The 23,420-nt window shown below is 48.5% G+C and carries 15 protein-coding genes, 1 tRNA gene and 3 pseudogenes; 12 read left to right on the top strand and 7 right to left on the bottom strand.

The features are described from left to right. Positions 1-416 precede the first annotated feature (416 nt). Positions 417-489 (bottom strand) — tRNA-Lys (locus EZ315_RS09250). Between the two features lie 583 nt (positions 490-1,072). Then, complete coding sequence (locus tag EZ315_RS09255) at positions 1,073-2,599, bottom strand: catalase (RefSeq protein ID WP_135471795.1); 1,527 nt, start codon at positions 2,597-2,599, stop codon at positions 1,073-1,075. 390 nt (positions 2,600-2,989) lie between these two features. Between EZ315_RS09255 and EZ315_RS09260 the strand changes: the two genes are divergently transcribed. The 11 genes and pseudogenes from EZ315_RS09260 (at position 2,990) to EZ315_RS09310 (ending at position 16,145) form a co-directional block, all read left to right on the top strand. After that, positions 2,990-3,583 (top strand): FecR domain-containing protein, encoded by a 594-nt coding sequence (locus EZ315_RS09260; protein ID WP_135471796.1) that lies wholly within the window; start codon positions 2,990-2,992, stop codon positions 3,581-3,583. Between the two features lie 40 nt (positions 3,584-3,623). Next, a complete protein-coding gene (locus EZ315_RS09265; protein WP_135471797.1) occupies positions 3,624-3,980 on the top strand; it encodes a FecR domain-containing protein in 357 nt (118 codons plus the stop codon). A gap of 134 nt (positions 3,981-4,114) precedes the next feature. Next, positions 4,115-4,453: pseudogene (locus EZ315_RS09270) on the top strand (glycoside hydrolase domain-containing protein); the annotation flags it as partial. A 22-nt stretch (positions 4,454-4,475) separates the two neighbouring features. Then, positions 4,476-6,767, top strand: a complete 2,292-nt coding sequence (locus tag EZ315_RS09275; RefSeq protein WP_135471799.1) for a GH92 family glycosyl hydrolase — start codon at positions 4,476-4,478, stop codon at positions 6,765-6,767. Between the two features lie 5 nt (positions 6,768-6,772). After that, positions 6,773-7,867, top strand: a pseudogene (locus tag EZ315_RS16665) (GH92 family glycosyl hydrolase); the annotation flags it as partial. Between the two features lie 851 nt (positions 7,868-8,718). Beyond that, positions 8,719-9,678 (top strand): glycoside hydrolase family 130 protein, encoded by a 960-nt coding sequence (locus EZ315_RS09285; protein ID WP_135471801.1) that lies wholly within the window; start codon positions 8,719-8,721, stop codon positions 9,676-9,678. After that, entirely contained in the window at positions 9,672-11,900 is a 2,229-nt protein-coding gene (locus tag EZ315_RS09290) for a GH92 family glycosyl hydrolase (protein ID WP_135471802.1), read from the top strand. The genes EZ315_RS09285 and EZ315_RS09290 overlap by 7 nt, the downstream gene beginning before the upstream one ends. 13 nt (positions 11,901-11,913) lie before the next feature. Then, positions 11,914-12,699 (top strand): glucosamine-6-phosphate deaminase, encoded by a 786-nt coding sequence (gene nagB, locus EZ315_RS09295; RefSeq protein ID WP_135471803.1) that lies wholly within the window; start codon positions 11,914-11,916, stop codon positions 12,697-12,699. A 60-nt stretch (positions 12,700-12,759) separates the two neighbouring features. Next, positions 12,760-13,887, top strand: a pseudogene (locus tag EZ315_RS09300) (PIG-L family deacetylase); the annotation flags it as partial. Positions 13,888-14,032: 145 nt separating this feature from the next. Continuing rightward, positions 14,033-15,010, top strand: a complete 978-nt coding sequence (locus EZ315_RS09305; protein WP_135471805.1) for a type I phosphomannose isomerase catalytic subunit — start codon at positions 14,033-14,035, stop codon at positions 15,008-15,010. A gap of 31 nt (positions 15,011-15,041) precedes the next feature. Next, entirely contained in the window at positions 15,042-16,145 is a 1,104-nt protein-coding gene (locus tag EZ315_RS09310; protein WP_135471806.1) for an ROK family protein, read from the top strand. Positions 16,146-16,419: 274 nt separating this feature from the next. Here EZ315_RS09310 and istB read toward each other — a convergent pair whose 3' ends face one another. The 4 genes from istB to EZ315_RS09330 all read right to left on the bottom strand — a co-directional run bounded on the left by istB (position 16,420) and on the right by EZ315_RS09330 (position 20,418). Next, complete coding sequence (gene istB, locus EZ315_RS09315; RefSeq protein ID WP_135471433.1) at positions 16,420-17,142, bottom strand: IS21-like element helper ATPase IstB; 723 nt, start codon at positions 17,140-17,142, stop codon at positions 16,420-16,422. Positions 17,143-17,175: 33 nt separating this feature from the next. Further along, on the bottom strand, positions 17,176-18,729 hold the full coding sequence (gene istA / locus EZ315_RS09320) for an IS21 family transposase (protein ID WP_135471434.1): 1,554 nt from the start codon (positions 18,727-18,729) through the stop codon (positions 17,176-17,178). 245 nt (positions 18,730-18,974) lie between these two features. Next, complete coding sequence (locus EZ315_RS09325; RefSeq protein ID WP_135471807.1) at positions 18,975-19,562, bottom strand: YdgH/BhsA/McbA family protein; 588 nt, start codon at positions 19,560-19,562, stop codon at positions 18,975-18,977. A 244-nt stretch (positions 19,563-19,806) separates the two neighbouring features. Continuing rightward, positions 19,807-20,418: a TetR/AcrR family transcriptional regulator gene (locus tag EZ315_RS09330; RefSeq protein WP_135471808.1), complete on the bottom strand. Its 612-nt coding sequence runs from the start codon at positions 20,416-20,418 to the stop codon at positions 19,807-19,809. Positions 20,419-20,629: 211 nt separating this feature from the next. Here EZ315_RS09330 and EZ315_RS09335 point away from each other — a divergent pair, with 211 nt between their 5' ends. Continuing rightward, on the top strand, positions 20,630-22,105 hold the full coding sequence (locus tag EZ315_RS09335; RefSeq protein WP_135471809.1) for a tetratricopeptide repeat protein: 1,476 nt from the start codon (positions 20,630-20,632) through the stop codon (positions 22,103-22,105). 26 nt (positions 22,106-22,131) lie between these two features. On the opposite strand, the gene EZ315_RS09340 is transcribed toward EZ315_RS09335, so the two are convergent. Further along, the gene (locus tag EZ315_RS09340; RefSeq protein ID WP_135471810.1) at positions 22,132-23,418 is read right to left on the bottom strand and encodes a M16 family metallopeptidase; all 1,287 of its coding nucleotides are present in this window, start codon (positions 23,416-23,418) and stop codon (positions 22,132-22,134) included. Positions 23,419-23,420: the final 2 nt, after the last annotated feature.

Consider the following 23,420-nt stretch of genomic DNA (forward strand, 5'->3'; position numbering starts at 1 on the left):
GTGGCGTAACCGTGTACATCCGGCCGATTTTTCGGCGAGATTTAACATTGTACACGAATTTCACACGGCAGAATGGGGAAGACCACAGCAGGGACGACAGACAAAATCATCGGACAAGACTAAATCTTAAATAAAGTTAAAATTCGCCATGCCACACCCGAATTGTGGGTCGAGGGTCGCGTTCCCGCCCGCAGAACCCCACTTTTTCAAAGTTGAATTTCTGCAAATCCGCAGTCATCAGCCTGTTGCGGGCCTTTCCGTGTAACCGTGTACATTTTTGTACACGAAACACGATGTACACGTTTTGTACACGCCTGTAGGTAATATTCTGCGTTATCCTGCAATTTCACCAAAAAGAAAAAGCACTGAAAATCAACTGATTTCAGTGCTTTGCGGTGTTCTTCCGAACCCTTTCGTGATCCGCCTGGGGCTCGAACCCAGGACCCCAACATTAAAAGTGTTGTGCTCTACCAGCTGAGCTAGCGAATCCCATTTTTGGTGGCGAAATTTGATGTTCGCCTTAAAAACGGTGCAAAGTTAGGATTTTTTTTTTTATCTGCCAAATCTTTTGTGAAAAATTTTAAACTGTCGACTCTCAATCGACTCTCCCTACTCTCAACTGGCAACTTTAGAGTCAACAAGCAAGTGCAAAATTAGCGAATAAGTTTGAAGACCTTGACTTTGGGTGAAGAAAAGTTGAATTTTTTGCGAGGTGTAGAGTCAACCGTGCAGATTCAAATGGCAAGTGGTGTAGGTTGCTGAAGAGTATTTACAGTAGGTGATACGAATATGTGTTGAGTTCTCTAATAAAGATTTCTTTTGTTTAGATGTAAAATATTATGTGGATGGATATGTGGGGGGGTAGATGTTGCGAGTGTGTGATCGGTGGGATGGTGAAAATATTGCGGCGGGGAAATGCTGAGCTCTTTCTCAAATGATGGTGTGTCATAATGCACAATTATAAAGATTTACCCCTGCTACAGCTACCTGTGGCAAGGGTAATTTATTCAAAAAGGGAGTTTTGACACAGCCTAATTTTTTTGTCACTTCAGATTGCTCCGCCGTGTTTCGTTTATATGTCAGATATCTTATTTTTTGATGAGAGATTTCGTTTGTCCCATTTTGGATGGGCGGGGTCCTCTGCTACGAGGGCTTCTTCGAGGCTGATGCCGAGTGCGTCAGCCAGTTTTGAGCCGTAGCTGGGATCGGCATTGTGGCATGCTCTGACATGACGTTGCTTTATGAACAGCGGCACGCCTTCCATTGCTCTGGCTGTATTCTCGCAAGTGGCTTTCTGTTCCTCAGGAGGCATCAGACGCCACAGTCTGCCGGGCTGGGTGTAGTAGTCATCATCATATTCCCGCTCATCGTAGTTGAATGCTGCTCCATGCAGTTCGAGTGGCGGTTCTTTCAGGTGGGGGTTGTCCTGCCATTCTCCGAAGCTGTTAGGCTCGTAGGAGAGGGTGCGGCCGTAGTTGTCGTCGGTGCGCATTTTTCCGTCACGGTGGTAGGAATGGAACGGACATTTCGGTTGGTTGACCGGAATCAGGTTGTGGTTTACTCCGAGTCGGTAACGCTGGGCGTCGCCGTAGGAGAACAGTCTTCCCTGAAGCATTTTGTCGGGGGAGAATCCGATGCCTTCCACGATGTTCATAGGGTTGAATGCCGCCTGTTCGATTTCGGCAAAGAAATTCTCGGGGTTGCGGTTGAGCTCCAGGATTCCCACATCGCGGAGGGGGAAGTCCTTGTGATACCACACTTTTGTGAGGTCGAAGGGGTTGATGTGATATTTCTTTGCTTCATCTTCTGTCATGAGCTGTACCTGCATGAGCCAGCGCGGATAGTCGCCACGTTCGATGGCTTCGAAGAGGTCACGCTGGTTGGATTCACGGTCCTTCGCAATCACTTTCTCAGCTTCTTCGTCAGTGAGATTCTTGATGCCTTGCAGGGTCCTCAGGTGGAATTTCACCCATATGCGTTTGTTTTCCTTATTATAGAAGCTGTAAGTGTGGCTTCCGAATCCGTGCATATGGCGGAATGATGCGGGGATTCCTCTTGGCGACATTGTGATTGTCACCTGATGGAGAGCTTCGGGGAGCAGTGTCCAGAAATCCCAGTTGTTTGTGGGGCTGCGCATTCCAGTCCTGGAGTCACGTTTGATAGCATGATTGAGGTCGGGGAATTTCAGGGGGTCACGAAGGAAGAACACCGGGGTGTTGTTGCCCACAAGATCCCAGTTGCCTTCATCAGTATAGAATTTCATTGCGAATCCTCGTATGTCTCTTTCGGCGTCGGCGGCTCCGCGTTCGCCTGCAACTGTTGAGAACCGCACGAGGCACGGTGTCTGTTTTCCGACTTTTGAAAATATTGATGCTCGCGTGAACTCGGTGATGTCGTCAGTCACGGTGAATGTGCCGAATGCGCCTGACCCTTTTGCATGCATTCGCCTTTCTGGTATCACTTCGCGGTCGAAGTGGGCGATCTTTTCCGAATACCATGGGTCCTGGAGCAGCACAGGTCCCCGGGGACCTGCTGTCTGTATGTTTTGATTGTCGGCAATCGGCCTGCCGTTTTCGGCGGTAAGTCTCTTTTTATCCATATGTGGCATTTATAAATGGTTCTGTATCTAAAACATCTCTGAAAATGGTTTGTTCAGGATTCTCAAATGTTCGGATTATTAAGCGGTTTGTTGTATTAACTATTTTTAACTAAGTATAAACTGGCTTGTAACTATTCAGCGAAATCCTTTCTTGATTTTCAGACGCTTACCAATGCGCCAATTTCATAAATCACAGAAAACGGATGTTATTTTTGTTGGTCTCAAAAATAACATATTTTATAAGTCATTGATTATTAGTATTATTTGTTTTACTTATTCGCTGAATAGTTACCTAAGTATTTATCATTGATTTTGAGAATACATATTTAGAGCGACAAATCATATTTATGGATAATAACCGAAATACATAACACTCGACGAGTTATAACGATGTTTGCATCCGGCGACTTCACTGCATCAACCAATGATGCGGTGGAGCGATGGCTCGTAGATGATGAGGGGCGTGATGTCAAGGATGCCGCTCTGGAAGAATTGTGGGAGGAAGCGTCGCTCAGCCACGGCGGCGAAGATGTGAATGACGCGTGGGGCGTATTCTGCCGCAAGAACGGTATACCTTATAATAATACATTAAATAATACGCTCGCTAATGATCCAAGGAAGGTGCGTCTGCGCATGCTCCGTATATGGCAGGGTGTTGCGGCTGTGTTCATAATAGGATTCTTTGTGGCTGTAGGTCTTATCCTCGGGAATGATGACGAAGTCTCATCCGAGATGGTGCAGAGTTACGCGCCTGTAGCCGCCACCACGTCCATTATGTTGCCTGACGGCACTGAGGTGCAGCTCAACTCCAGGAGCCTCCTTCTTTATCCCGCAAAATTCGAAGGCGGAACACGTTCGGTATTTCTGGTAGGGGAGGCTTGCTTCAAGGTGAAGCCTGACAAGGAGCATCCCTTTATTGTGAACCAGCGGAGATCTACAGATCACAGCACTCGGCACAGAATTCAATGTAAACGCTTATCCTGAGAATGAAGAGATCACAGCCACGCTGCTTGAAGGCAAGGTGATGATTGAGAGCGATCATATGACATCGAAGTCAATCCTCAAGCCCGAACAGGAGCTTGCCTACAATCGTCTGAACCATGAGTGCACTCTGAGGCATCCTGACATGGAGGATGTGACAGCCTGGCAGCGTGGAGAGCTGGTGTTCAGCAAGATGACTGTCCCCGACATACTGAAAGTGCTGGAACGGAGATATGATTATGAGTTTGTGTATGCTCCCGGTGCATTCCGTAATGACCGGTACACGTTCCGTTTCCGTAACGAAGCATCTCTGCATGAAGTGATGGAGGTGGTGAGGGATGTGGCCGGCAACATAGCGTTCTCCATCAATGGGGCTGTGTGCCGCGTGAAAAACAGTTAGACAATTAATGTATTATAGAATTAGATATAAAAAATATTAACCTTAATAAATAATAGCCATCTAAAACAAAAATGAAGAAAAGTATCAGCCTCCGGAGGAGTTATTTCTCCATGCTTGCAGGTATCCGGACTGAGTACAGCAACACCCCCGAGGGACTTCCCGGCAATGAGGACTGCGGGCAGATGTCGGCATGGTATGTGTTCTCGGCTATGGGTTTCTATCCTGTCAATCCTGTAGGAGGGGTGTATGAGATAGGCACCCCGCTTTTCCCGAGGGTGGAAATCAGTGTAGGTAAGAACAAGAAATTTACACTTATAGCTAATAATCTGACAAAAGATTGTATCTTTGTCAAGTCGGTTAAAGTTGACGGCAAACCTTACCATAAGAGCCATATCACGCATCGTCAGATCCTTGACGGAGCTACCGTAGAACTTGAGATGGCGTCGACTCCGCAATCACCCTGGTACGAATAGAAAAAATCTTATGAAGCAAATCATGAAAAAACTAATTATAGTCATCACGGCAGCCATATCTGTCACTGGGCTGACTGTGCTTTCGGGCTGCGGTGGAGCGAAGTCTGATGCTGTTGACTATGCATCGTATGTAAATCCGTTCATAGGCACCGGAGGCCATGGTCACACCTTCCCAGGTGCAATCATGCCCCACGGCATGATACAGCCGAGCCCTGACACCCGCATTGACGGATGGGATGCATGCTCGGGATATTATTATTCGGATTCATTGCTCAACGGATTCACCCAGACTCACCTGAGCGGAACCGGATGTGCCGACTATGGCGATTTTCTCATAATACCCACTGTGGGAGAGCAGGTGATCGACGAGCAGGTCGACACTCTGCAGAACCGCCCTTATGCCTCGGGATTCTCCAAGGCAAACGAGATGGCTGAGCCCGGCTACTACACCACTTTCCTTGACCGTTACGGAGTGAAGGCCGAGATCACATCCACCCAGCGTGCGGCTCTCTACCGCTTCACTTTTCCTGAGGCGGAGGATGCCGGATTCATTATCGATCTTGACTACTCGATTCAGAACCAGACCAATCTCGACATGAAGCTTGAGGTGGTGAGCGACACCGAGATACGAGGATATAAGATGAGCAAATACTGGGCTTTTGACCAGCAGCTGTCATTCTATGCTAAATTTTCCAAGCCTTTCACTGTAGAGACCGTCACCGACACTATAATGAGCACAAAAGGGCAGTCGCTTGCCCGCTGCAAGGCTCTGGTGAAACTTGCTCCTACAGCAAAGGATGAGCAGGTGTATGTGAAGATAGGCATATCGGCTGTCGATTGGGACGGTGCGCGCAAGAATCTTGAGGCAGAGATTCCCGAATGGGATTTTGACGGCATAAAGGCAGCCTCGCGCAAGGCGTGGAACGAGTATCTCGGCAAGATAGATGTGTCGAGCGACGATGCCGACGATCTCGCGGTGTTCTACACTGCCATGTATCATACAGGCATAAGCCCCAATCTGTTCACGGATGTCGACGGCCGCTATCTCGGCATGGACCGTAAGCCTCATCAGGGTGACCCGGAGCATCCGATATATACCATATTCTCTCTTTGGGACACCTACAGGGCATTCCATCCGCTCATGACAATCATTGACACCGACAGAAACAACGATTATATCAATAGCCTCCTCACCAAGTATCAGGAGGGCGGACTCCTGCCGATGTGGGAGCTTGCCGGAAATTACACTGCCACAATGACCGGGTATCATGCCGTGTCGGTAATGGCTGATGCTCTGTCGAAAGGCATAAGCAATTTTGATCCGGAACTCGCCTATAAGGCTGCTGTGCGATCTGCGGTGTGGGACACTACCGGAATAGTGACTCCGGAGCTTGTGAAGAAGGCCCTCATGCCTAAATCAAAGGAGTACAAGAACACTCTCGGCTTCATACCCTGGGACAAGGAGCATGAGTCGGTTGCCAAGGGGCTTGAATATGCCTATGATGACTGGTGTATATCACTTCTTGCCGAGGCTGCCGGCGACAGTGCCGGAGTGGAGGAATACAAGGCTAAGGGGCAGGCTTACCGTCATTATTTCGATCCTGTGACACGCTTTATGCGCGGCAGGGACGAGAAGGGCAACTGGCATCTGCCGTTCAATCCGCGTTCGTCCAACCATCGCGAGGATGACTATTGCGAGGGCACTGCATGGCAGTGGACCTGGTATGTGCCTCATGATGTGGAGGGGCTGATAGGTCTGATGGGTGGAAACGAGAAGTTTGTCGAGAAGCTCGATTCGCTCTTCACAGCCGATTCATCGCTTGAGGGCGACCTCGTGTCGGCTGACATATCCGGGCTGATAGGTCAGTATGCTCACGGCAATGAGCCTTCCCACCATATACTCCATCTCTATAATTATGCAGGCGAGCCTTGGAAAACCCAGGAGCTTGTGGACCAGGTGATGAAGGAGCAGTACCGCAACGATGTCGACGGATTGTCGGGCAATGAGGACTGCGGTCAGATGTCGTCGTGGTATGTGCTCAATTCTCTCGGTTTCTATCAGGTGGCTCCGGGCAAGCCGGTCTATTCTATCGGACGCCCATGGTTCCGTGAAGCGTCGGTCAACATGCCTAACGGCAAGAACATCGAAATAAGTGTGGAGAATTTCTCAAAGGAGAACAAATATATCGAGTCGGTAACTCTCGACGGAGAGCCGCTTGACAGTCCGTTCTTTACACACGATCAGATAAGGAACGGTGCGAAATTCCATTATGTGATGAGTGATAAACCGACCCGCTGGGGCGTAAAAAAATAATTGCCATGAAAAAAACAGTCATATTTTTAGGTCTCATATCGGCTCTGAATGTTTCAGCCGAGACTGCGGATTACACCCAGTACGTCAATCCGCTCATGGGTACCCAGTCGTCATTCGAACTGTCGACCGGCAACACTTATCCTGTGATAGCACGTCCGTGGGGCATGAACTTCTGGACCCCTGTTACCGGAAAAATGGGTGATGGCTGGCAGTACACATATGACGCCTACAAGATACGTGGTTTCGAGCAGACCCATCAGCCGAGCCCTTGGATAAATGATTACGGTCAGTTTGCCATAATGCCTGTGACCGGCAGTGCCAAATTCAATGAGGATGATCGCGCGAGCTGGTTCTCCCACAAGGCAGAGGAGGCTCGTCCCTATTACTATAAAGAATATCTCGCAGATCATGATGTGGTGGCGGAAATGACACCCACCGACCGTGCTGCAATGTTTCGTTTCACATTCCCTGAGAATGACTCATCGTTCGTTGTGGTCGATGCCTATGACCGCGGGTCGGCAATCAGGATAATCCCCGAGAAGAACAGGATAGTGGGATACACCACCCGCAACAGTGGGGGAGTCCCTGAAAATTTCAGGAATTATTTTGTGGTGGAGTTCGACAAGCCGTTCACTTATTGCGCCACATTCTCCAACGACACCGTGCCCTCCAAGCCTGACGGTACTGCCGGCATATCATTGAAGCCCGGGGTGCTTGAGCAGGAGAATTTCCATACAGGTGCGCTGATAGGGTTCAGGACCGGAAAGGGTGAGAGGGTGCATGCTCGCGTGGCATCGTCGTTCATAAGTCCCGAACAGGCTGAACTGAATCTTAAGGAGCTGGCGGACCGTGATTTTGACAAGCTTGTATCCGATAACAGACAGGCGTGGAACGATGTGCTCGGACGTGTTGAGATCGAGGATGACTCCAATAACGACCGTCTGCGCAACTTCTATTCATGCCTTTACCGCTCGCTTCTTTTCCCGAGAAAATTCTATGAGATAGATGCCTCCAGCAAGGTGGTGCACTACAGCCCCTATAACGGCGAGGTGAAACCTGGATACATGTACACTGATACAGGTCTGTGGGATACGTTCCGCAGTGCCACTCACGATATCGCCTGTGACGGTGTGTATATGAGTGAACTTTCCAATTCCGAGCAGTCAAAGTACATAGGCTGGCAGGGAGGATTCTACAATATCGCCAAGATTGTCGGCACAGGGCTTCTGGTGTATCTTGCCGGTGTCATCATCCGCTATGCCGGCGGTGACGCCTCCGGAGCATTGCCTGAGACTGTCCGCAATGCCAACCGTATAGGATGGAGCTGGGTCATGGCTCTTGTGGGAGCTATCATGCTTATTATCGGTGTGTACCATATATTTGTGCTACCATCGGGTGGGACGAAGGATTGCCGCAAGGAGCGTTCGGCAAGCGACGTTGCGCGCGAGCTTACCACTGTGCTTGGCGAGTTCTTCCGAAAGAAACATATATGGTATTGTCTGACATTCAATATACCGTTTGTGGTCTATGCTGTACTTGCTTATTTCCAGCCTACCGGCGGAGTAATAATATCGGCGGGCATCATTCTTGAGTATTTCGGATACGGATTCGGATTTGTCGGTCTTACCCTGTTCATGATGCAACAGGTGGCTCCCGGAAAGCATCAGATGGCTCACTATGCTTTTGCTTCCGGAATAATGAATTTCGGGGTGATGCTTCCCGGTATGCTCAGCGGATGGGTGTGCAATATGCTGGGTGGCTACACGTTGTTCTTTATAGTAGTGACTATACTTACGATAGTCCCGCCTCTTGTCACATATTTTGTTCCGTTCAAGTATAATGATGATGGCTCGCTGATCGCTCCGGCGGTGGATGGGGCTCTCACCCAAGGTGAAGGGACAGAGTGATCTTAAAAAATAAGAAATTGAAAACAAAAACAGATTTTTTCCATATGAAAAATTTACCATGGGAAGGACGACCTGAAGGTTGCCGGGATGTCATGTGGAGATTCAGCCATAACCCTATCATCGACCGTTATCAGATACCTGTATCCAACAGTATATTCAATAGTGCTGTCGTTCCCTTTGGTGACGGTTATGCCGGAGTGTTCCGTTGCGATAACCGTGCCGTGCAGATGAACATCTTTGCAGGATTCAGCAAGGATGGTGTCAACTGGGAGATAGAGCATGAGCCTATAAGATTCAATGCCGGCAACACGGATATGATCGACTCGGACTATAAGTATGATCCGCGTGTCACTTTCATAGGTGACCGTTACTGGATCACATGGTGCAACGGTTACCATGGTCCGACAATCGGCATAGGATATACTTTTGATTTCAAAGAGTTCTTCCAGTGTGAGAACGCTTTCCTGCCGTTCAACCGCAACGGTGTACTTTTCCCTGAAAAAATCAATGGCAAATATGCGATGCTGAGCCGTCCGAGCGACAATGGTCATACACCTTTCGGTGACATCTGGCTAAGCTATAGCCCCGACATGAAGTACTGGGGTGAGCACCGCCATGTGATGAGCCCTGCGCCTTTCGACCAAAGCGCGTGGCAGTGCACCAAGGTAGGAGCAGGTTCGGTGCCAATTCTTACCGAGCAGGGCTGGCTGATGTTTTTCCACGGAGTGATCACCACCTGCAATGGTTTCCGCTACTCAATGGGTGCGGCTCTTCTTGACAGGGAGGACCCTTCGAAGGTGATATACCGCTCCAAGCCTTATCTGCTCGCACCTGCCGCTCCTTATGAACTGGCAGGAGATGTGCCCAACGTGGTGTTCCCCTGTGCGGCCCTTACTGACGGAGACCGCGTAGCTGTATATTACGGAGCTGCCGACACATCGGTGTGCATGGCTTTCGGCTATATATCTGAAATAATAGAATTCATAAAGAATAATTCATTATGAGAAAAATGTTGTCGTGGGGCGTTGCCGCAGTGCTGACGGTTTTGTCCATACAAGCGAAGGAACCTGTGGATTGGGTCAATCCGTTCATAGGGACCACTAATTTCGGCACCACGAATCCGGGGGCTGTCACACCTAACGGACTTATGTCGGTGGCTCCTTTCAATGTGATGGGTTCGGACCTCAATCAATTTGACAAGGACAGCAGGTGGTGGTCAACGCCCTACGACAACACAAATTCATATTTCACAGGTTTTTCTCACGTCAATCTCAGCGGTGTTGGATGCCCTGAACTGGGATCGCTCCTTGTGATGGCGACTGCTGGGAAGCTTGATGTTGATTACCGTAACTATGGTTCGTCATATTCCGATGAGCATGCCACTCCGGGGTTGTATGGCTTGACACTTGACAAGTATGGCATAAAAGCAGAGGCTACGGCCACAACCCGAACAGGAAGAATCCGGTTCACATTCCCGGAAGGCAAGGGTAACATTCTTCTTAATCTTGGCGAAGGACTGACCAACGAAAGCGGAGCTACCGTAAGGCGCGTGTCAGATACCGAAGTGGTAGGGTGCAAGCTTATGGGCACTTTCTGCTACAATCCTCAGGCAGTGTTCCCTCTGTATTTTGCAATGAGAGTCGACAGAAAGCCCGCCAAGCAGGGCTTCTGGAAGTTTCAGCGACCCAAAAAAGGAGTTGAGGCCGAATGGGATGTCGATGATGCCAAGTACAAGCTTTATCCCGATTTCGGCAAGACGATATCCGGTGACGACATAGGTGTATGGTACACTTACGATACCAAGCCTGGTGAGATTATCGAAGTGTCGGTAGGCGTATCGTTTGTCAGCGAGGAGAATGCGATGCTGAATCTCAACACCGAGCAGCCTCGTGACATAACTTTTGATAAAATATATGCCGATGTCCGCAAGCGTTGGAACGACGATCTGAGCCGTATAATTGTTGAGGGCGGGACTGACGATCAGAAGACAGTCTTCTATACAGCTCTCTACCATACACTCCTGCATCCTAACATTCTTCAGGATGTCGATGGAAGATATCCTGCGATGGAGAGCAATGCGGTGATGAGCACCGACGGCAACCGTTACACCGTATTCTCCCTATGGGACACTTACCGCAACCTCCATCAGCTCATGACTCTTGTGTATCCCGAACGTCAGCTTGACATGGTGCGTTCCATGGTGGATATGTCAAAGGAATGGGGCTGGCTCCCTAAATGGGAACTTTTCGGACGTGAGACTTTCACGATGGAGGGCGATCCGGCTATTCCTGTCATCATTGACACCTGGCGCAAGGGGCTCACCGACTTTGATATGGATGCGGCTTATGCTGCAATGAAGAAATCGGCCACGACACAAGGCAAGGACAATCCCATGCGTCCCGATAATGATCCTTATATCGAAAAGGGCTATATCCCTCTCGGATATTTTGCCGGTGACAATTCCGGTGACAACTCCGTAAGTCATGCCCTGGAGTATTATGTGGCTGACAATGCTCTCGCATGGCTCGCCGAGGAGCGTGGAGAGAAGGATTTCGCTAAAGAGCTGCGCAAGCGTGCGGCTGGATGGAGGAACTATTATTCCAAGGAGAGCGGTACACTGCGGCCTATCAATGCCGACGGCAGTTTCCTGACACCGTTCGATCCGCGTCAGGGTGAGAACTTTGAGCCTGTGCCCGGTTTTCACGAGGGCAGCGCATGGAATTATACATTCTATGTGCCTCACGATATTGACGGACTGTCGAAAGTGATGGGCGGCAAGCGTCAGTTTGTCGATAAGCTGCAAAAAGTATTTGATGAAGGGCTTTATGACCCCGCCAATGAGCCGGACATAGCTTATCCCTATCTTTTCAGCCGTTTTAAAGGCGAGGAGTGGCGTACATCTAAGCTTGTCGGAGAGCTACTTGCAAAGCATTTCACAACCAAGCCCGACGGCCTGCCCGGCAATGATGATACCGGCACAATGTCGGCATGGGCTGTATTTTCTATGATGGGACTGTATCCCGATGTGCCAGGAGTGCCTGAGTACACACTGACAACACCGGTTTTCGATAAAGTGACCATCAATCTCGGTGATCACCCCCTTGAGATATCCAAGGTGAGTGACGGTAAGAACAGTATAATGCTGGATGGAAAACCAGCCAGGCATCGGATAACTCATTCGGAGCTTATGCAATCCGGCAGACTTCAATTTCATGTTAACGAATAACTAATACATCAGTATGAGACTTTTAATAAAACCGGATTATGATCGTATGTCGGTATATGCGGCCGACTATGTGATAAACCGTATCAATGAGCATAACAAAAGATACGATAGGCCGTTTGTTCTCGGGCTTCCTACCGGTTCATCACCTATAGGTATGTACCGTGAGCTTGTAAAAGCTGTGTCAGAGGGACGTGTGTCATTCAGAAATGTAGTGACATTCAATATGGATGAGTATGTCGGGCTTCCCGAAGAACATTCTGAGAGCTATCATTCTTTCATGCACAGGCATCTGTTTGATCATATCGACTGCCCGAAAGAGAATATACACATACTCAACGGCAATGCCGATGACCTCATGAAAGAGTGTGCCGACTATGAAAAAGCTATCGAGAGCTACGGCGGAATAGATCTGTTTGTCGGAGGCATAGGTCCTGACGGTCATATAGCCTTCAACGAGCCATACTCCTCTTTCTCTTCCAGAACGCGTATAAAGACTCTTACCAAGGATACGCGTATAGCCAATTCCCGCTTCTTCGGCGGCAATCCTGACGACGTACCTCAGTGTGCGCTTACTGTAGGTGTCGCCACAGTGATGGATGCAAGAGAGGTCCTGATTCTGTGCAACGGTCATAACAAGGCAAGAGCGTTGTATGCAGCGGTTGAAGGTCCTATATGCCAGGCATGGACAATAAGTGCGTTGCAGAACCATCCACGCGGGGTGATCGTATGTGATGAGAATGCTACTGATGAATTAAAGGTAAGCACTTACCGCTATTTCAAGGACATTGAAAATCTGTGACATATGCGACTCAATCTTTCTTCACAAATAGACATACAGCCTGTGCATGGTGAAAATGCATGGCTTAAAGGTGACATTGAATGGACTCCCAGATTGCTCAGGTCAGCACTTGCCTGGCTTTCGGAAAAGACCGGAAAATCACTTCTGAAACTCACCGACAAGGATTACAGTGAGAACGGACTCGATCAGCTGCTGAGAATCTATGGTTCGGCGTATGATGTGAACATAAGGGTGTTCAATGATTTGCAGCACACTATCACAGGTTGGCCGGGAGGTAAGCCGAATGCCGATGATACCGATCGTCCGGAAAGGGCATTTCCTTATCCCAAACGTATCATAGTGTTCTCGCCTCATCCCGATGATGACGTCATCTCTATGGGAGGAACCATAAGCAGGCTTGTGCGTCAGCATCATGACATCCATATAGCTTATCAGACATCCGGCAATATTGCTGTCAATGATGAGGAAGTCACCCGCTTCATGCATTTCATCAATGGGTTCAAGAGTCTTTTTCTTGATGATGCCACCGAAGAGATCTCCCGGAAATACAAGGAAGTGAAAAATTTCCTAAGCAATAAGAAGGAGGGTGATCTCGACACTCGCGATGTGCTCACAATCAAGGGGCTTATACGTCGTGGAGAGGCACGGACTGCTTGCGCATACAATCATATCCCCAAGGAGCGTATACACTTCCTTGACCTTCCGTTCTATGAGAGCGGCAAGGTTGAGAAACTGCCTATGGGGGAGGTTGATGTAAATATCGTGTATGACCTGCTTTGTGAGGTCAAGCCTCACCAGATATATGTGGCTGGCGACCTTGCCGATCCTCACGGCACACACCGTAAATGTACAGATGCGGTGCTCGCCGCAATCGATGTGGCTAAGTCGCGGGGTGATGAGTGGCTCAACGAATGCCGCATATGGATGTATCGTGGAGCATGGGCCGAATGGGATATAGAGAATATAGAGATGGCTGTGCCTATCAGCCCTGAGGAGTTGCGCATGAAACGCAATGCCATATTGAAGCATTCGTCACAGATGGAGTTTGCACCGTTTCTCGGAAATGACAGCCGCTTGTTCTGGCAGCGTGCCGAGGACCGCAACCGCGCGACCGCAAAACTGTATCATGATCTCGGGTTTGCCGATTATGAGGCGATCGAGGCTTTCGTAGAATATAAACCGTTATAATCATATCAACAGTTCGGTAATTTTTGAGCAGGCATAGCTGTATCGCACTGATACACAATAGTTTGCATTGATATTGAATTGTTGTTGCATCTTATTGATATTCAATTGAATATGCAAATTTTACCGAACTATTATCATATACAAAATGGCAACATTTCCGATACTAATGTTTGAACCCCGTTTCAAAAGTGTGATATGGGGTGGCAAGCGTATAGCCGAGTTCAAAGGTCTGCCATCACAGGGTGACAATATTGGTGAGAGCTGGGAGCTTTCCGGAGTGCCCGGTAACGAGTCGGTAGTGTCAGAAGGCTTGTTCAAGGGAAAGAATCTTCACGAACTCCTTGTTGAGCATTCACGTGAAATCATGGGAGAGAGGCTTACAGAGCGTTTCGGTGACGAGTTCCCTCTTCTGGTAAAGCTCATTGATTCCGCCGATGACCTTTCTGTGCAGGTGCATCCCGATGATGAGCTTGCGGGCAAGCGTCACAATTGTCCCGGAAAGACTGAGATGTGGATAAGTATAGCTCCGGAGGATGGTGCATATCTGTATTCCGGTTTGAACCGTGTGCTCACTCCCGACGAGTATCGCCGACGCATCGCCGACAATACTATCACCGAGTGCCTTGGCAAATATTATCCCGAAAAGGATGATGTGTTCTTTCTGCCTGCCGGTAGGGTGCACAGCATAGGCAAGGGAAATTTTGTGCTTGAGATCCAGGAGACATCCGATATCACTTATCGTATATATGACTATGACCGCCGTGATGCTCAGGGTAATCCACGGCAGCTGCATATTGAGGAGTCGGTTGATGCTGTGGACTTCAATGATATCGAAGGTGCCGCACCCACCAAGATTCCGCACGGCGAGAATGTTCAGCATATCATAGCTGACTGCGCTCATTTCACAGTCTCGTCAATTGAAGTCAAGGATCAGTATGTCCTTGATCTTGAGGACAGGGATTCGTTTACCATAATTGTTGCCATTGACGGCTATGCTCCATTGATTGATTCTGATGGCACTGTCACAATGCTTCCTGAAGGTAGCACTGCTCTTATTCCGGCTTCGATGCCAGGGGTGACCATACGTGGCAACTGCAAGGTAATCACAGCCTACATAAAGTAAAATAATTGTTATAACTAACTTGATCAATACCATGTACAGATCAGATAATCGTATTGTCGCGACCCTTGATGCAGGTGGCACGAATCTTGTATTCGGTGCTATGCGCGGTTGCGAATATATTACAGAACCTCTCACTCTCCCATCACGTGCAGATGATCTTGAACTATGCCTGCAAACCATAGTGGATGGATTCACTGAGATATTTTCACGGCTTGGCGATAAGCCTGTGGCAATCAGTTTTGCATTTCCTGGTCCGGCAGATTATCCGTCAGGAATAATAGGAGGGTATCTTCTTAATTTCCCATCATTCCGCGACGGAGTAGCCCTCGGTCCATTCCTTGAAGAGAAATTCGGAGTACCTGTTTTCATCAACAATGATGGTGACCTGTATGCTTTCGGTGAGGCTACAGGAGGTATTCTTCCTGAGATAAATAAACGTGTTGCCGATCTTGGAGGACATAAAGTGTACCGGAATCTGATCGGATTCACTTTTGGTACAGGTCTTGGCATAGGTCAGGTAATAAACGGTCAACTCAATTTGGGTAACAATTCCTGTGTGGAGGCTTGCTTCTTGAGAAACAAGTCCAATCCGCGAATCATAGCCGAGGATGGAGTGTCGATCCGTGCGGTGATCCGTGAATACCGCAACCTGTCAGGAAATCATGAAGAGGATCTTACCCCTTATGATATCTTTAAGATTGCTGAGGGCACTAAGGATGGGGATCAGGAGGCAGCAAAAGAATCTTTTGCTCGTTTTGGAGAGATTGCCGGAGATGTGTTCGCTACTGCCGTATTGCTGTCGGATGCTATAGTTGTTGTGGGCGGAGGCGTTACAGGAGCAATGAAGTACATTAAGCCTGCTCTTCTTAAGGAGATGCGTTCTACAATCGACACTGTATGTGGAGACTCTGTGAACCGTCTGCCTATGCAGGTTCTTGATCTTGATGACGATAATGATGTTGAGGTATTTGCTGTGGGCGATTCTCGTGAGCTTCGTATCCCGGGGTCCGACAGGACTGTCATATACGACCCAATGAAACGTACAGGTGTCGCAGTCAGCAGAATCGGCGCGTCAAAGGCAATTTCTATAGGAGCTTACAACTATGCTCTGTCTCAGATAGATAATGCCAAGTGAAAATTCAGAAAAAGCTCATAGAAATAAATTAGAGACCGTATCGTAAAAACTTTAACTGCACCTTGAAAGTCCCTGACTTTTAAGGTGCAGTTAAATATATTTAGGCTTGTATTTATTCAGGAATTACGATATGTTCGCCGTCCTTGGAAATATTATAGGTCTTATGGAAACCACCGTCCTTATGTTTTACACTTATGATTATCTGTTTTGGAAAAACCGGAGCAGACTGGGACAGTGCGCCGGAGCAGACTGGGACACTTTTGATGCTGCAAAGTTAATGATTTTTTCTGAGACTGTCGCCTTTTAGCTCAAAACGTATCGCTGAGTGCACCATCCGGTCGAGTATGGCGTCGGCGGCGGTGGTGTTTGTCTCCAGACAGTCGTACCAGTCGGAGACGGGGATTTGCGAGGCTATGATTGTCGCCTTGCGGCCGTGGCGGTCCTCGATGATCTCCATAAGGTCGAGTATCTGCTCGTTGTTGAGTTTCTTGATTCCGAAGTCGTCGATTATGATCAGGTCGTAAGAGGCTATCTTCTCGAAGAGCCTCTTGGTCTGACGCTCGACTCTTGCCATGGCGAGGTCTTCCATGAGTTTGAGGATGCTCCAGTAGCGGGTCTTGAAGCCGGATATGCAGGCATGATGTCCGAGGGCCGATGCGAGCCAGCTTTTGCCCGTGCCGGTGGCTCCGGTTATGATCACAGGAATGCCGCGCCTGATGTATTCGCCGGCACACATCTGGGTGATGTATGCTTTGTCAAGACCACGCGCAGAGTCGTATGCGAGTTCGTCGACTGACACCTGATAGCGGAACCGGGCGTTTTTGAGAAGCCGGGCATTCCGGTTTGCCCGGCGCATGTCGTGTTCTCCCTGAAGGAGAAGACGGAGTCCGTCCACGATGTTGAGTGAAGTTGCCTGACGTGTTTCCATCAGGCTCTGCCATGTCTGCGCCATTCCCGGAAGGCGCATCTGTCGGAGTTCAGAAAGGATTCTTTCCATTGATTGTGTTGTTTTTATGTAAATGGTGGATTATTATGCGAAAGCCGCTTTTCCGCGGATGTTGGAGTGATTTCCGGGAGGCGTCAGTTCATCGGCGTTCTCACGGAAGCCCTCGCATTGTGTCTTGATGAGAGCCTTGACGAACCTGTAGCGCAGATTGCCGTGGCAGACGGCTATGGTACATGCCTGACGGAACAGGGCCGGGTCGCTGTCGCGTTGGAGACTGAAGAAGCCCTGGGCAGTGCGGAAGTATACCTGTTCGGGCTGTCCTCCGGCGAATATGGCCTCTATTATTGTCTTGAACTCGGGGCTGATGCGTTCGGCTTTGGATATGAAGTACTCGGCGCTGTATGCGCGGTATTCCCTTGATTTTGGAGGAAGGTGCTCCTCGACATAGGTGTAGTCGTTGCGGCGGTATGAGCGCATGTGTGTGGCCACGCATTCTCCCGAGTGATATACGCGTACCTGCGTGGCTGTGAAGGTGACATCCACCTGCTGCCCGATCAGACGGTAAGGCACGGAGTATGAGTTGCGGTTCGCCCCGAAGGTGATGAAGCTGTTCGGGGCCACCTTCAGTGTGGCGCGGCGTTTGAACTCGAACGGAGCCTGCGGTAGCGGAGCCAGCATCGGTTTCTCGGAGGCCAGGAAGCACTCACGCCGCGAGTAATCGCAGCCGGTCAGCCGCTTCTGGTTATAGCGGTCGACAAGCTCAGCGACTGCCTCGTTTAGTTCTTCCAGAGAGTGGAAGATGCGGTTGCGCAGCGGGGCGTAGATATGACGGTAGGCCTTGTTGACGGCATCCTCGACCAGAGCCTTGTCCTTGGGCTTGCGAACTCTCGCGGGCTGTGCCACACACAGATAGTGGTTGGCAAGGTCGTTCATGCCTGTAGTCAGGTCAGGTTCGTAGGAATCGGCCTTCTTGACCGCCGATTTCAGATTGTCAGGCACCAGTATCTTCGGGACACCTCCGAAAAACTCCAGAGCCCTGACCGTGGCCATCAGAAACTGCTCTATCCCCTGTGACCGCACGCACATGACAAAAGTCATGCCCGAGTACGGCATTATGGCCACATACGTCTCCACAAACACCTCCTCCCCTGTGTCAGTGTCAATATACGACAGACGGTCCCCGGCAAAGTCAATCAGCATCTTCTGTCCCGGCTGATACAGGTCGCGAAGTAACGTCGAGGGAGTGACCGCTTTCATATGCTGGGATATGTGATAGCGGAACTGCGACAGGCTGTAGCCGTCGGGGTGATCTCTGCGGTATTCCTCCCATAACAGCTGCGATGTGACATGCGGTTTTTTCAGTTCTTTCTCCAAAGCGGGCAGAAGTTCCTTCAGAACTTCCATCCGCTCATCGCAATACGCCGGGCTGCCCCCGTTGAAACGGTGGTTCAGAACCGTGTCCTCCAGCGCTATAAGTTCGCGTGTCGTAAGAGGGTCCGCCTCAGCTATCGACTTGTAGCGGCTGACTGTGTTCTTGCTGATATGGAGCGCTGAAGCAATTGAACGGATCGATTCCTTTTGCGACAGGCGTATCAGCACCTGCTTGATGATATTCATGCTTATCGGTTGTGTTGCCATGGCTATATTCCTTATTTATGGGAATATAGCTGAAAATCATCAAAAGTGTCCCAGCATGCTCCGGTTTTTTGCGCCAGGCGCCCGACAGCCAGAGACTTGCGTCAGAGCGACTGTCCCAGCATGCTCCGGTTTTCTGCGCGGCGCGGCGTGCTTTCGGCCATTTGTCCCAGCATGCTCCGGTTTTTACGCCTGTCGACCCCGAACTCAGGACGCAATTAGCTGATAATCAATCCTGCCTTCCGGCTCTAAAATGCAGATTTCGGCACTGTTTTATGCCTCCCATGCTGTCCCAGCATGCTCCGGTCTCTCCACTGTTTGTTGGACATGGTGAAATTGTCGATGTATCCATTGTCCTTGTAGCCTGAGGCTTCAAGTGCTTCCTTGCAATATGTAGGAAGATTATTGAGATATTTTCGGGCATCATCGTAAGTGAACAGCATTTCCTTATATCCGTCGTAAGAATCGACCACATCATTGTCGAGGAATGTGGAGACTGTCAGATCAAATTTCTCACACATGTTTCTGCGGTCCTTCATGTCACTCCAGCTGTATTGTACCATCTTGTTTTTATCATCAGGGGAGATGATCTGCACATGCACATTAGCAGTGTTGTCGCCTGGACTGTAGAGGAATGATGAAGAGATCTCGGCAAATTCCACCTTGGTGGAATCCGTGCCTGCTTGATCAAGAAGTTCGTTTATTTTGGCCTGTAGTTCTCCTGGCTGGTCTCCAATTATGTCCTCAGGTACAGGTCCTGGATTCAGAAAGCTGCAGGATGTCATCAGCATTGAGAGTGTTGACACTGCTAATACGGATCTAAAAAACTTTTTCATATTGCTTGATTGATTTTTTCACCGCAAAATTAGTGAAAGAATTTGGAAAAACAAACCAATTGGTCTGTTTTTTGCGAAAAAGTCTGCCCAGCTTCGATATCCTGATAAATTTAATTATCAAATCATTGATAATCAGAGATTGATATTTGCAGTGCTGATATGAAAATAGGTTTTATGGCTTCATAATTAAAAGAGGTCTACTCTTATGTTGCCATAATTTAGGTCGTATTGGATACCGTAATTTTCAGGCTTTCAGTAGAGAATATGCGAAACGTAATTTCTGAGCAAGAAACTTTGTGTCAAGTCCTCCAAGGAATGATTGTTCGAATGACAGACCTAAGAATATCTGACGGAACATTAGGGCTGCGCTTTCAATATCTATGTCGCTGCGTATCTCCTTGCGTTCAATAGCTGATTTTATTGCCGATTTCCATATCTCATAATCCTGCTCGAATATTTGCATGATCTTCTTGTCAGCATTGGGATAGTAGAGCCTTACTTGCATGAGTATATGAAAATAATAGAAATTAAAGCTACATCCTGAAGGATTATTTCCGTCGTCAAGTATTTGTATAAGTCTGCTCATAGTGCGTTCTACACCGGAAATATATTGTTCGATAAACTCATGCAGAGTGCAGGACTGGAAATTGAATTTGATGGAGGTTGACTGCATGTGGAACACATATTTATCTATAACAGCGATAAATAGATCCAGCTTAAGCGGGTAGTAATAGATGAGGCCTGCTTTCGAGAGCCCGCAGGCTTTTGCGATCTCCGTCTGACTTGCTTTTTCATAATTCATCTTGGCAAATACGCGCAAGGCATTTTCAAGAACTTCTTCCCGATTGGTAATCATATATAAAAAGCTTTTGTTACAGGACACGAAGTTACAAAATATTTTCTAATATGTCATCGGTTTTTGTAATTTACCCCACACTATAGGTTTCGTCCTCTCTTGAATTTAATAAAACGATTGTGTTGAAAAACATGGCTATGCATAGGATTATTTTGACTGAAAGGGACTATCTTTGCCTAAGTAATAATTAACGAAATAATACGATTCAAATATGGGAATGAATGTGTATTCCAATCGGGAGGAGATACTGGAGCGTATCAATGCTATGACAGCTGACGACCGTGATGCGGAAGTGGTGGATTATCTTATGTCATTTCCAGAAGAGGAGCTTACTGATGAGCTTAAGGGGCTGTTGGCCCGAGCCTATAACAATACCGGTGAATATGAGAAGGCATTACCGCTGCTTGTTGAGACGGAGAGTTACGGCAGAGAGACTGCCAACTGGAATTTCAGAATGGGATATTCCCTCTATTTTCTTGGTGATTATGAGGGGTCGCTTAAATATTTCAGTCAGGCGTTGGAGATCGAGCCTGATGACGAGGACACCAAATGGTTTATTGCTCAATGCAATATAAATATGCCTTTCAGGCAGCGTGTTGTTGATTTTTGGAAATGGTTCTCCGAAAACAGTGCTGATATAGAAGAAATGCTTGCCGGAAGAAATGACGGCAGGGGGAGTCTGTCCGATCTTATGGCTGAAGGCATGTCGATAATAGGTGAGGATGTGTATTATAACATAGGTGGTGACCGAGAGCTTACATTCTGTGTGGAAGGGAATACCGAGTGCTATTATCTGTATCCTTATCTGGTTGATAATATGCCTCTGGAGCTTAAAGACAGATGGACTGTTCATTCATGTCAGCATCCTTCCGACATAAGCGGATTCACATTCCGTATGTATGACAAGGATATACCTATGACGGAGATACTTGTGCGTGCGGATTATGATGCGGAAAGTTCGGCATTCGATCTTTGCTACCATCATCCTGCGCTTGCAGAACTTGATGAAGCAAAAAGCATCAATGCTTTTTATGTGATACTTCAGCATGCCATAGGTGAAGGTGCGGTATACAACTATGTCTATGATGTAAGACAGTCAGACAGTACTGACGGTATGTATCCTATAGGTGAGCTCTCATCCGGGATGAAGAATATGCTTGAAAACAACGGAAAAGAGTATCACACCGAGCCGGAACTGAATTGGTGTACCTACAGATGTGAGCCGAAGGAGGATAGTGAGAAGTTGCGAGAGGAGATAATATGCGGGAACTCACGTTTTATGCTTCTGAACCGCCAATATATGGAGGGAGATATGCAGTGTTATCGTGACCTTGCATTGAAGGGGGCATCTGCAATGTTCCTGATGATCACGATCCCTGATGGATGGGGGATAAAAGAATTCATGGATATGCGTTATACCATAGAAGACCGTATCGAGAGTATGTTTGGTAATAGTGATACGCCAGGATTGCTGCTTGGCGGAGCCATGGGCAATAAAGATATAGCCTATATTGATGTGCTTTTGTTTGACGGGCCAGGATTCCTGAGGCATCTTAATGATCCTCTTGTCATGGACGATCTTCTCCGGTGCGGGGATGGAAGTGTGATGGATTCCTCGGTATATGCGAAAGGATTTTGCCAGAACGACCCTATGGTGGAGTTACGTAAGCGTGACCGTATGGGATGAGTCTTGATATTGCCATGCCGGGGCTGTTACTTCCCGGCGGTGGCAATAAACAGTCTGTCTGTATCGAAATATTTTTCTGCCATTGAAGCGAGCATTTCAGACGTGAGTTGACGTGCGGCATTGTCCTGCATGGCAAAGTATCCCGCAGGTGTGCTTGCGGTTACCTGTGTCTGTAGGAAATCCATTCGTGAGAATGGAGTGTCAAGGACTCCGGCAAGTTCGGAAAGCACAAACCTGCTGATGCGGTTCACTTCATCGGCTGTATATGAGTCGGGATTTTTCATCCGTTCTATTTCGGCGATTGTCTCGCTTATAAGAAGATCGGCTGTGGAAGGATCGGTCTGTGACGATATGGATATGAAACCGCTGTGACGGTAGCCTATGAGTGATGCCGTGATGCCGTAGGTGAGACCTTTCTCTTCACGTATGTTAAGCATCAGACGGCTTCCGAAATATCCTCCAAGGGCTACTGTCGCTATTCGTAGCGGAACGTAGTCCGGATGATTTCTGCCTATTGCGGGAATCATAAGTTTGACACCGCTTTGTAATGAATCAGGCATGTCGACGTGGGTCTTTCCGCCGGATGTATGTTCAGGGAATCGGAGTGGTGGCAGAGGGTATGGATTGTGGGAGGGTATGGCAGAGAATATGCCTGCAGCTTCATTGATCATGCTGTCCGACAGCAGTCCGCTAATGTACACATGCATTCCTGATGGGTCGAGGCGTGCATTGTGGGCTTCGGCGAGCATTTCCGGTGTGATTCCCATGAGTTCTTCCGGCGATGGGACCGCCGAAAGCGGATGTTCGGGACCGTATATGAGATTTCTCATGGCGCATCCCGCACGGTAGAGCACCTTGTGATGATCTACTTCGAGCCTTGCTGCTTCATTGCGCACCACATGGGAGGTCGCCTCAGGGTCGAATGCCGGTGACAGCACTATCTCGTTGACCAATGGGAGTAGAGTACGGTATGTGCTGTTGAGGCAATATACGCTTAAGGCTGAGTGGTGGGTGGATGTCTCGATTCCGGTCCAGGCTCCGTTGTGTTCGATAATGTCGGACAGCTGTTCTCCGGAATGATTGACAGTTCCCTCCAGAAGCAGTGAATTGGCGATTTCTAACAGCTTGGGGCGTGGTGATTCAGCGATTCCTCCCGGCAGGAGTATCTTTATGCGGCTTACGTCGGCATTTCCTCCGCTCAGGAAATGCAGTGTCAGACCATTCGGCAGAGTCATTGTCTCTGCTTCGGGGAATGATAGTCTCCCCATATTATGAATGTCGGGGGCAATTGCCCTGTCGATAATTTCTTCCATTG

Origin of the sequence: Duncaniella freteri (assembly GCF_004766125.1) — a bacterium.
In the GTDB taxonomy this organism is placed as follows: Bacteria; Bacteroidota; Bacteroidia; order Bacteroidales; family Muribaculaceae; genus Duncaniella; species Duncaniella freteri.

What these genes read in the sequence shown, in the direction of transcription:
- EZ315_RS09285 (WP_135471801.1), top strand. Translation starts at nt 8,719, where the DNA reads ATGAAAAATTTACCATGGGAAGGACGACCTGAAGGTTGCCGGGATGTC.
- EZ315_RS09325 (WP_135471807.1), bottom strand. Translation starts at nt 19,562, where the DNA reads ATGAAAAAGTTTTTTAGATCCGTATTAGCAGTGTCAACACTCTCAATG.
- EZ315_RS09330 (WP_135471808.1), bottom strand. Translation starts at nt 20,418, where the DNA reads ATGATTACCAATCGGGAAGAAGTTCTTGAAAATGCCTTGCGCGTATTT.
- EZ315_RS09305 (WP_135471805.1), top strand. Translation starts at nt 14,033, where the DNA reads ATGGCAACATTTCCGATACTAATGTTTGAACCCCGTTTCAAAAGTGTG.
- EZ315_RS09310 (WP_135471806.1), top strand. Translation starts at nt 15,042, where the DNA reads ATGTACAGATCAGATAATCGTATTGTCGCGACCCTTGATGCAGGTGGC.
- EZ315_RS09275 (WP_135471799.1), top strand. Translation starts at nt 4,476, where the DNA reads ATGAAAAAACTAATTATAGTCATCACGGCAGCCATATCTGTCACTGGG.
- nagB (WP_135471803.1), top strand. Translation starts at nt 11,914, where the DNA reads ATGAGACTTTTAATAAAACCGGATTATGATCGTATGTCGGTATATGCG.
- EZ315_RS09265 (WP_135471797.1), top strand. Translation starts at nt 3,624, where the DNA reads ATGATTGAGAGCGATCATATGACATCGAAGTCAATCCTCAAGCCCGAA.
- EZ315_RS09335 (WP_135471809.1), top strand. Translation starts at nt 20,630, where the DNA reads ATGGGAATGAATGTGTATTCCAATCGGGAGGAGATACTGGAGCGTATC.
- EZ315_RS09255 (WP_135471795.1), bottom strand. Translation starts at nt 2,599, where the DNA reads ATGGATAAAAAGAGACTTACCGCCGAAAACGGCAGGCCGATTGCCGAC.
- EZ315_RS09260 (WP_135471796.1), top strand. Translation starts at nt 2,990, where the DNA reads ATGTTTGCATCCGGCGACTTCACTGCATCAACCAATGATGCGGTGGAG.
- EZ315_RS09340 (WP_135471810.1), bottom strand. Translation starts at nt 23,418, where the DNA reads ATGGAAGAAATTATCGACAGGGCAATTGCCCCCGACATTCATAATATG.
- istB (WP_135471433.1), bottom strand. Translation starts at nt 17,142, where the DNA reads ATGGAAAGAATCCTTTCTGAACTCCGACAGATGCGCCTTCCGGGAATG.
- istA (WP_135471434.1), bottom strand. Translation starts at nt 18,729, where the DNA reads ATGGCAACACAACCGATAAGCATGAATATCATCAAGCAGGTGCTGATA.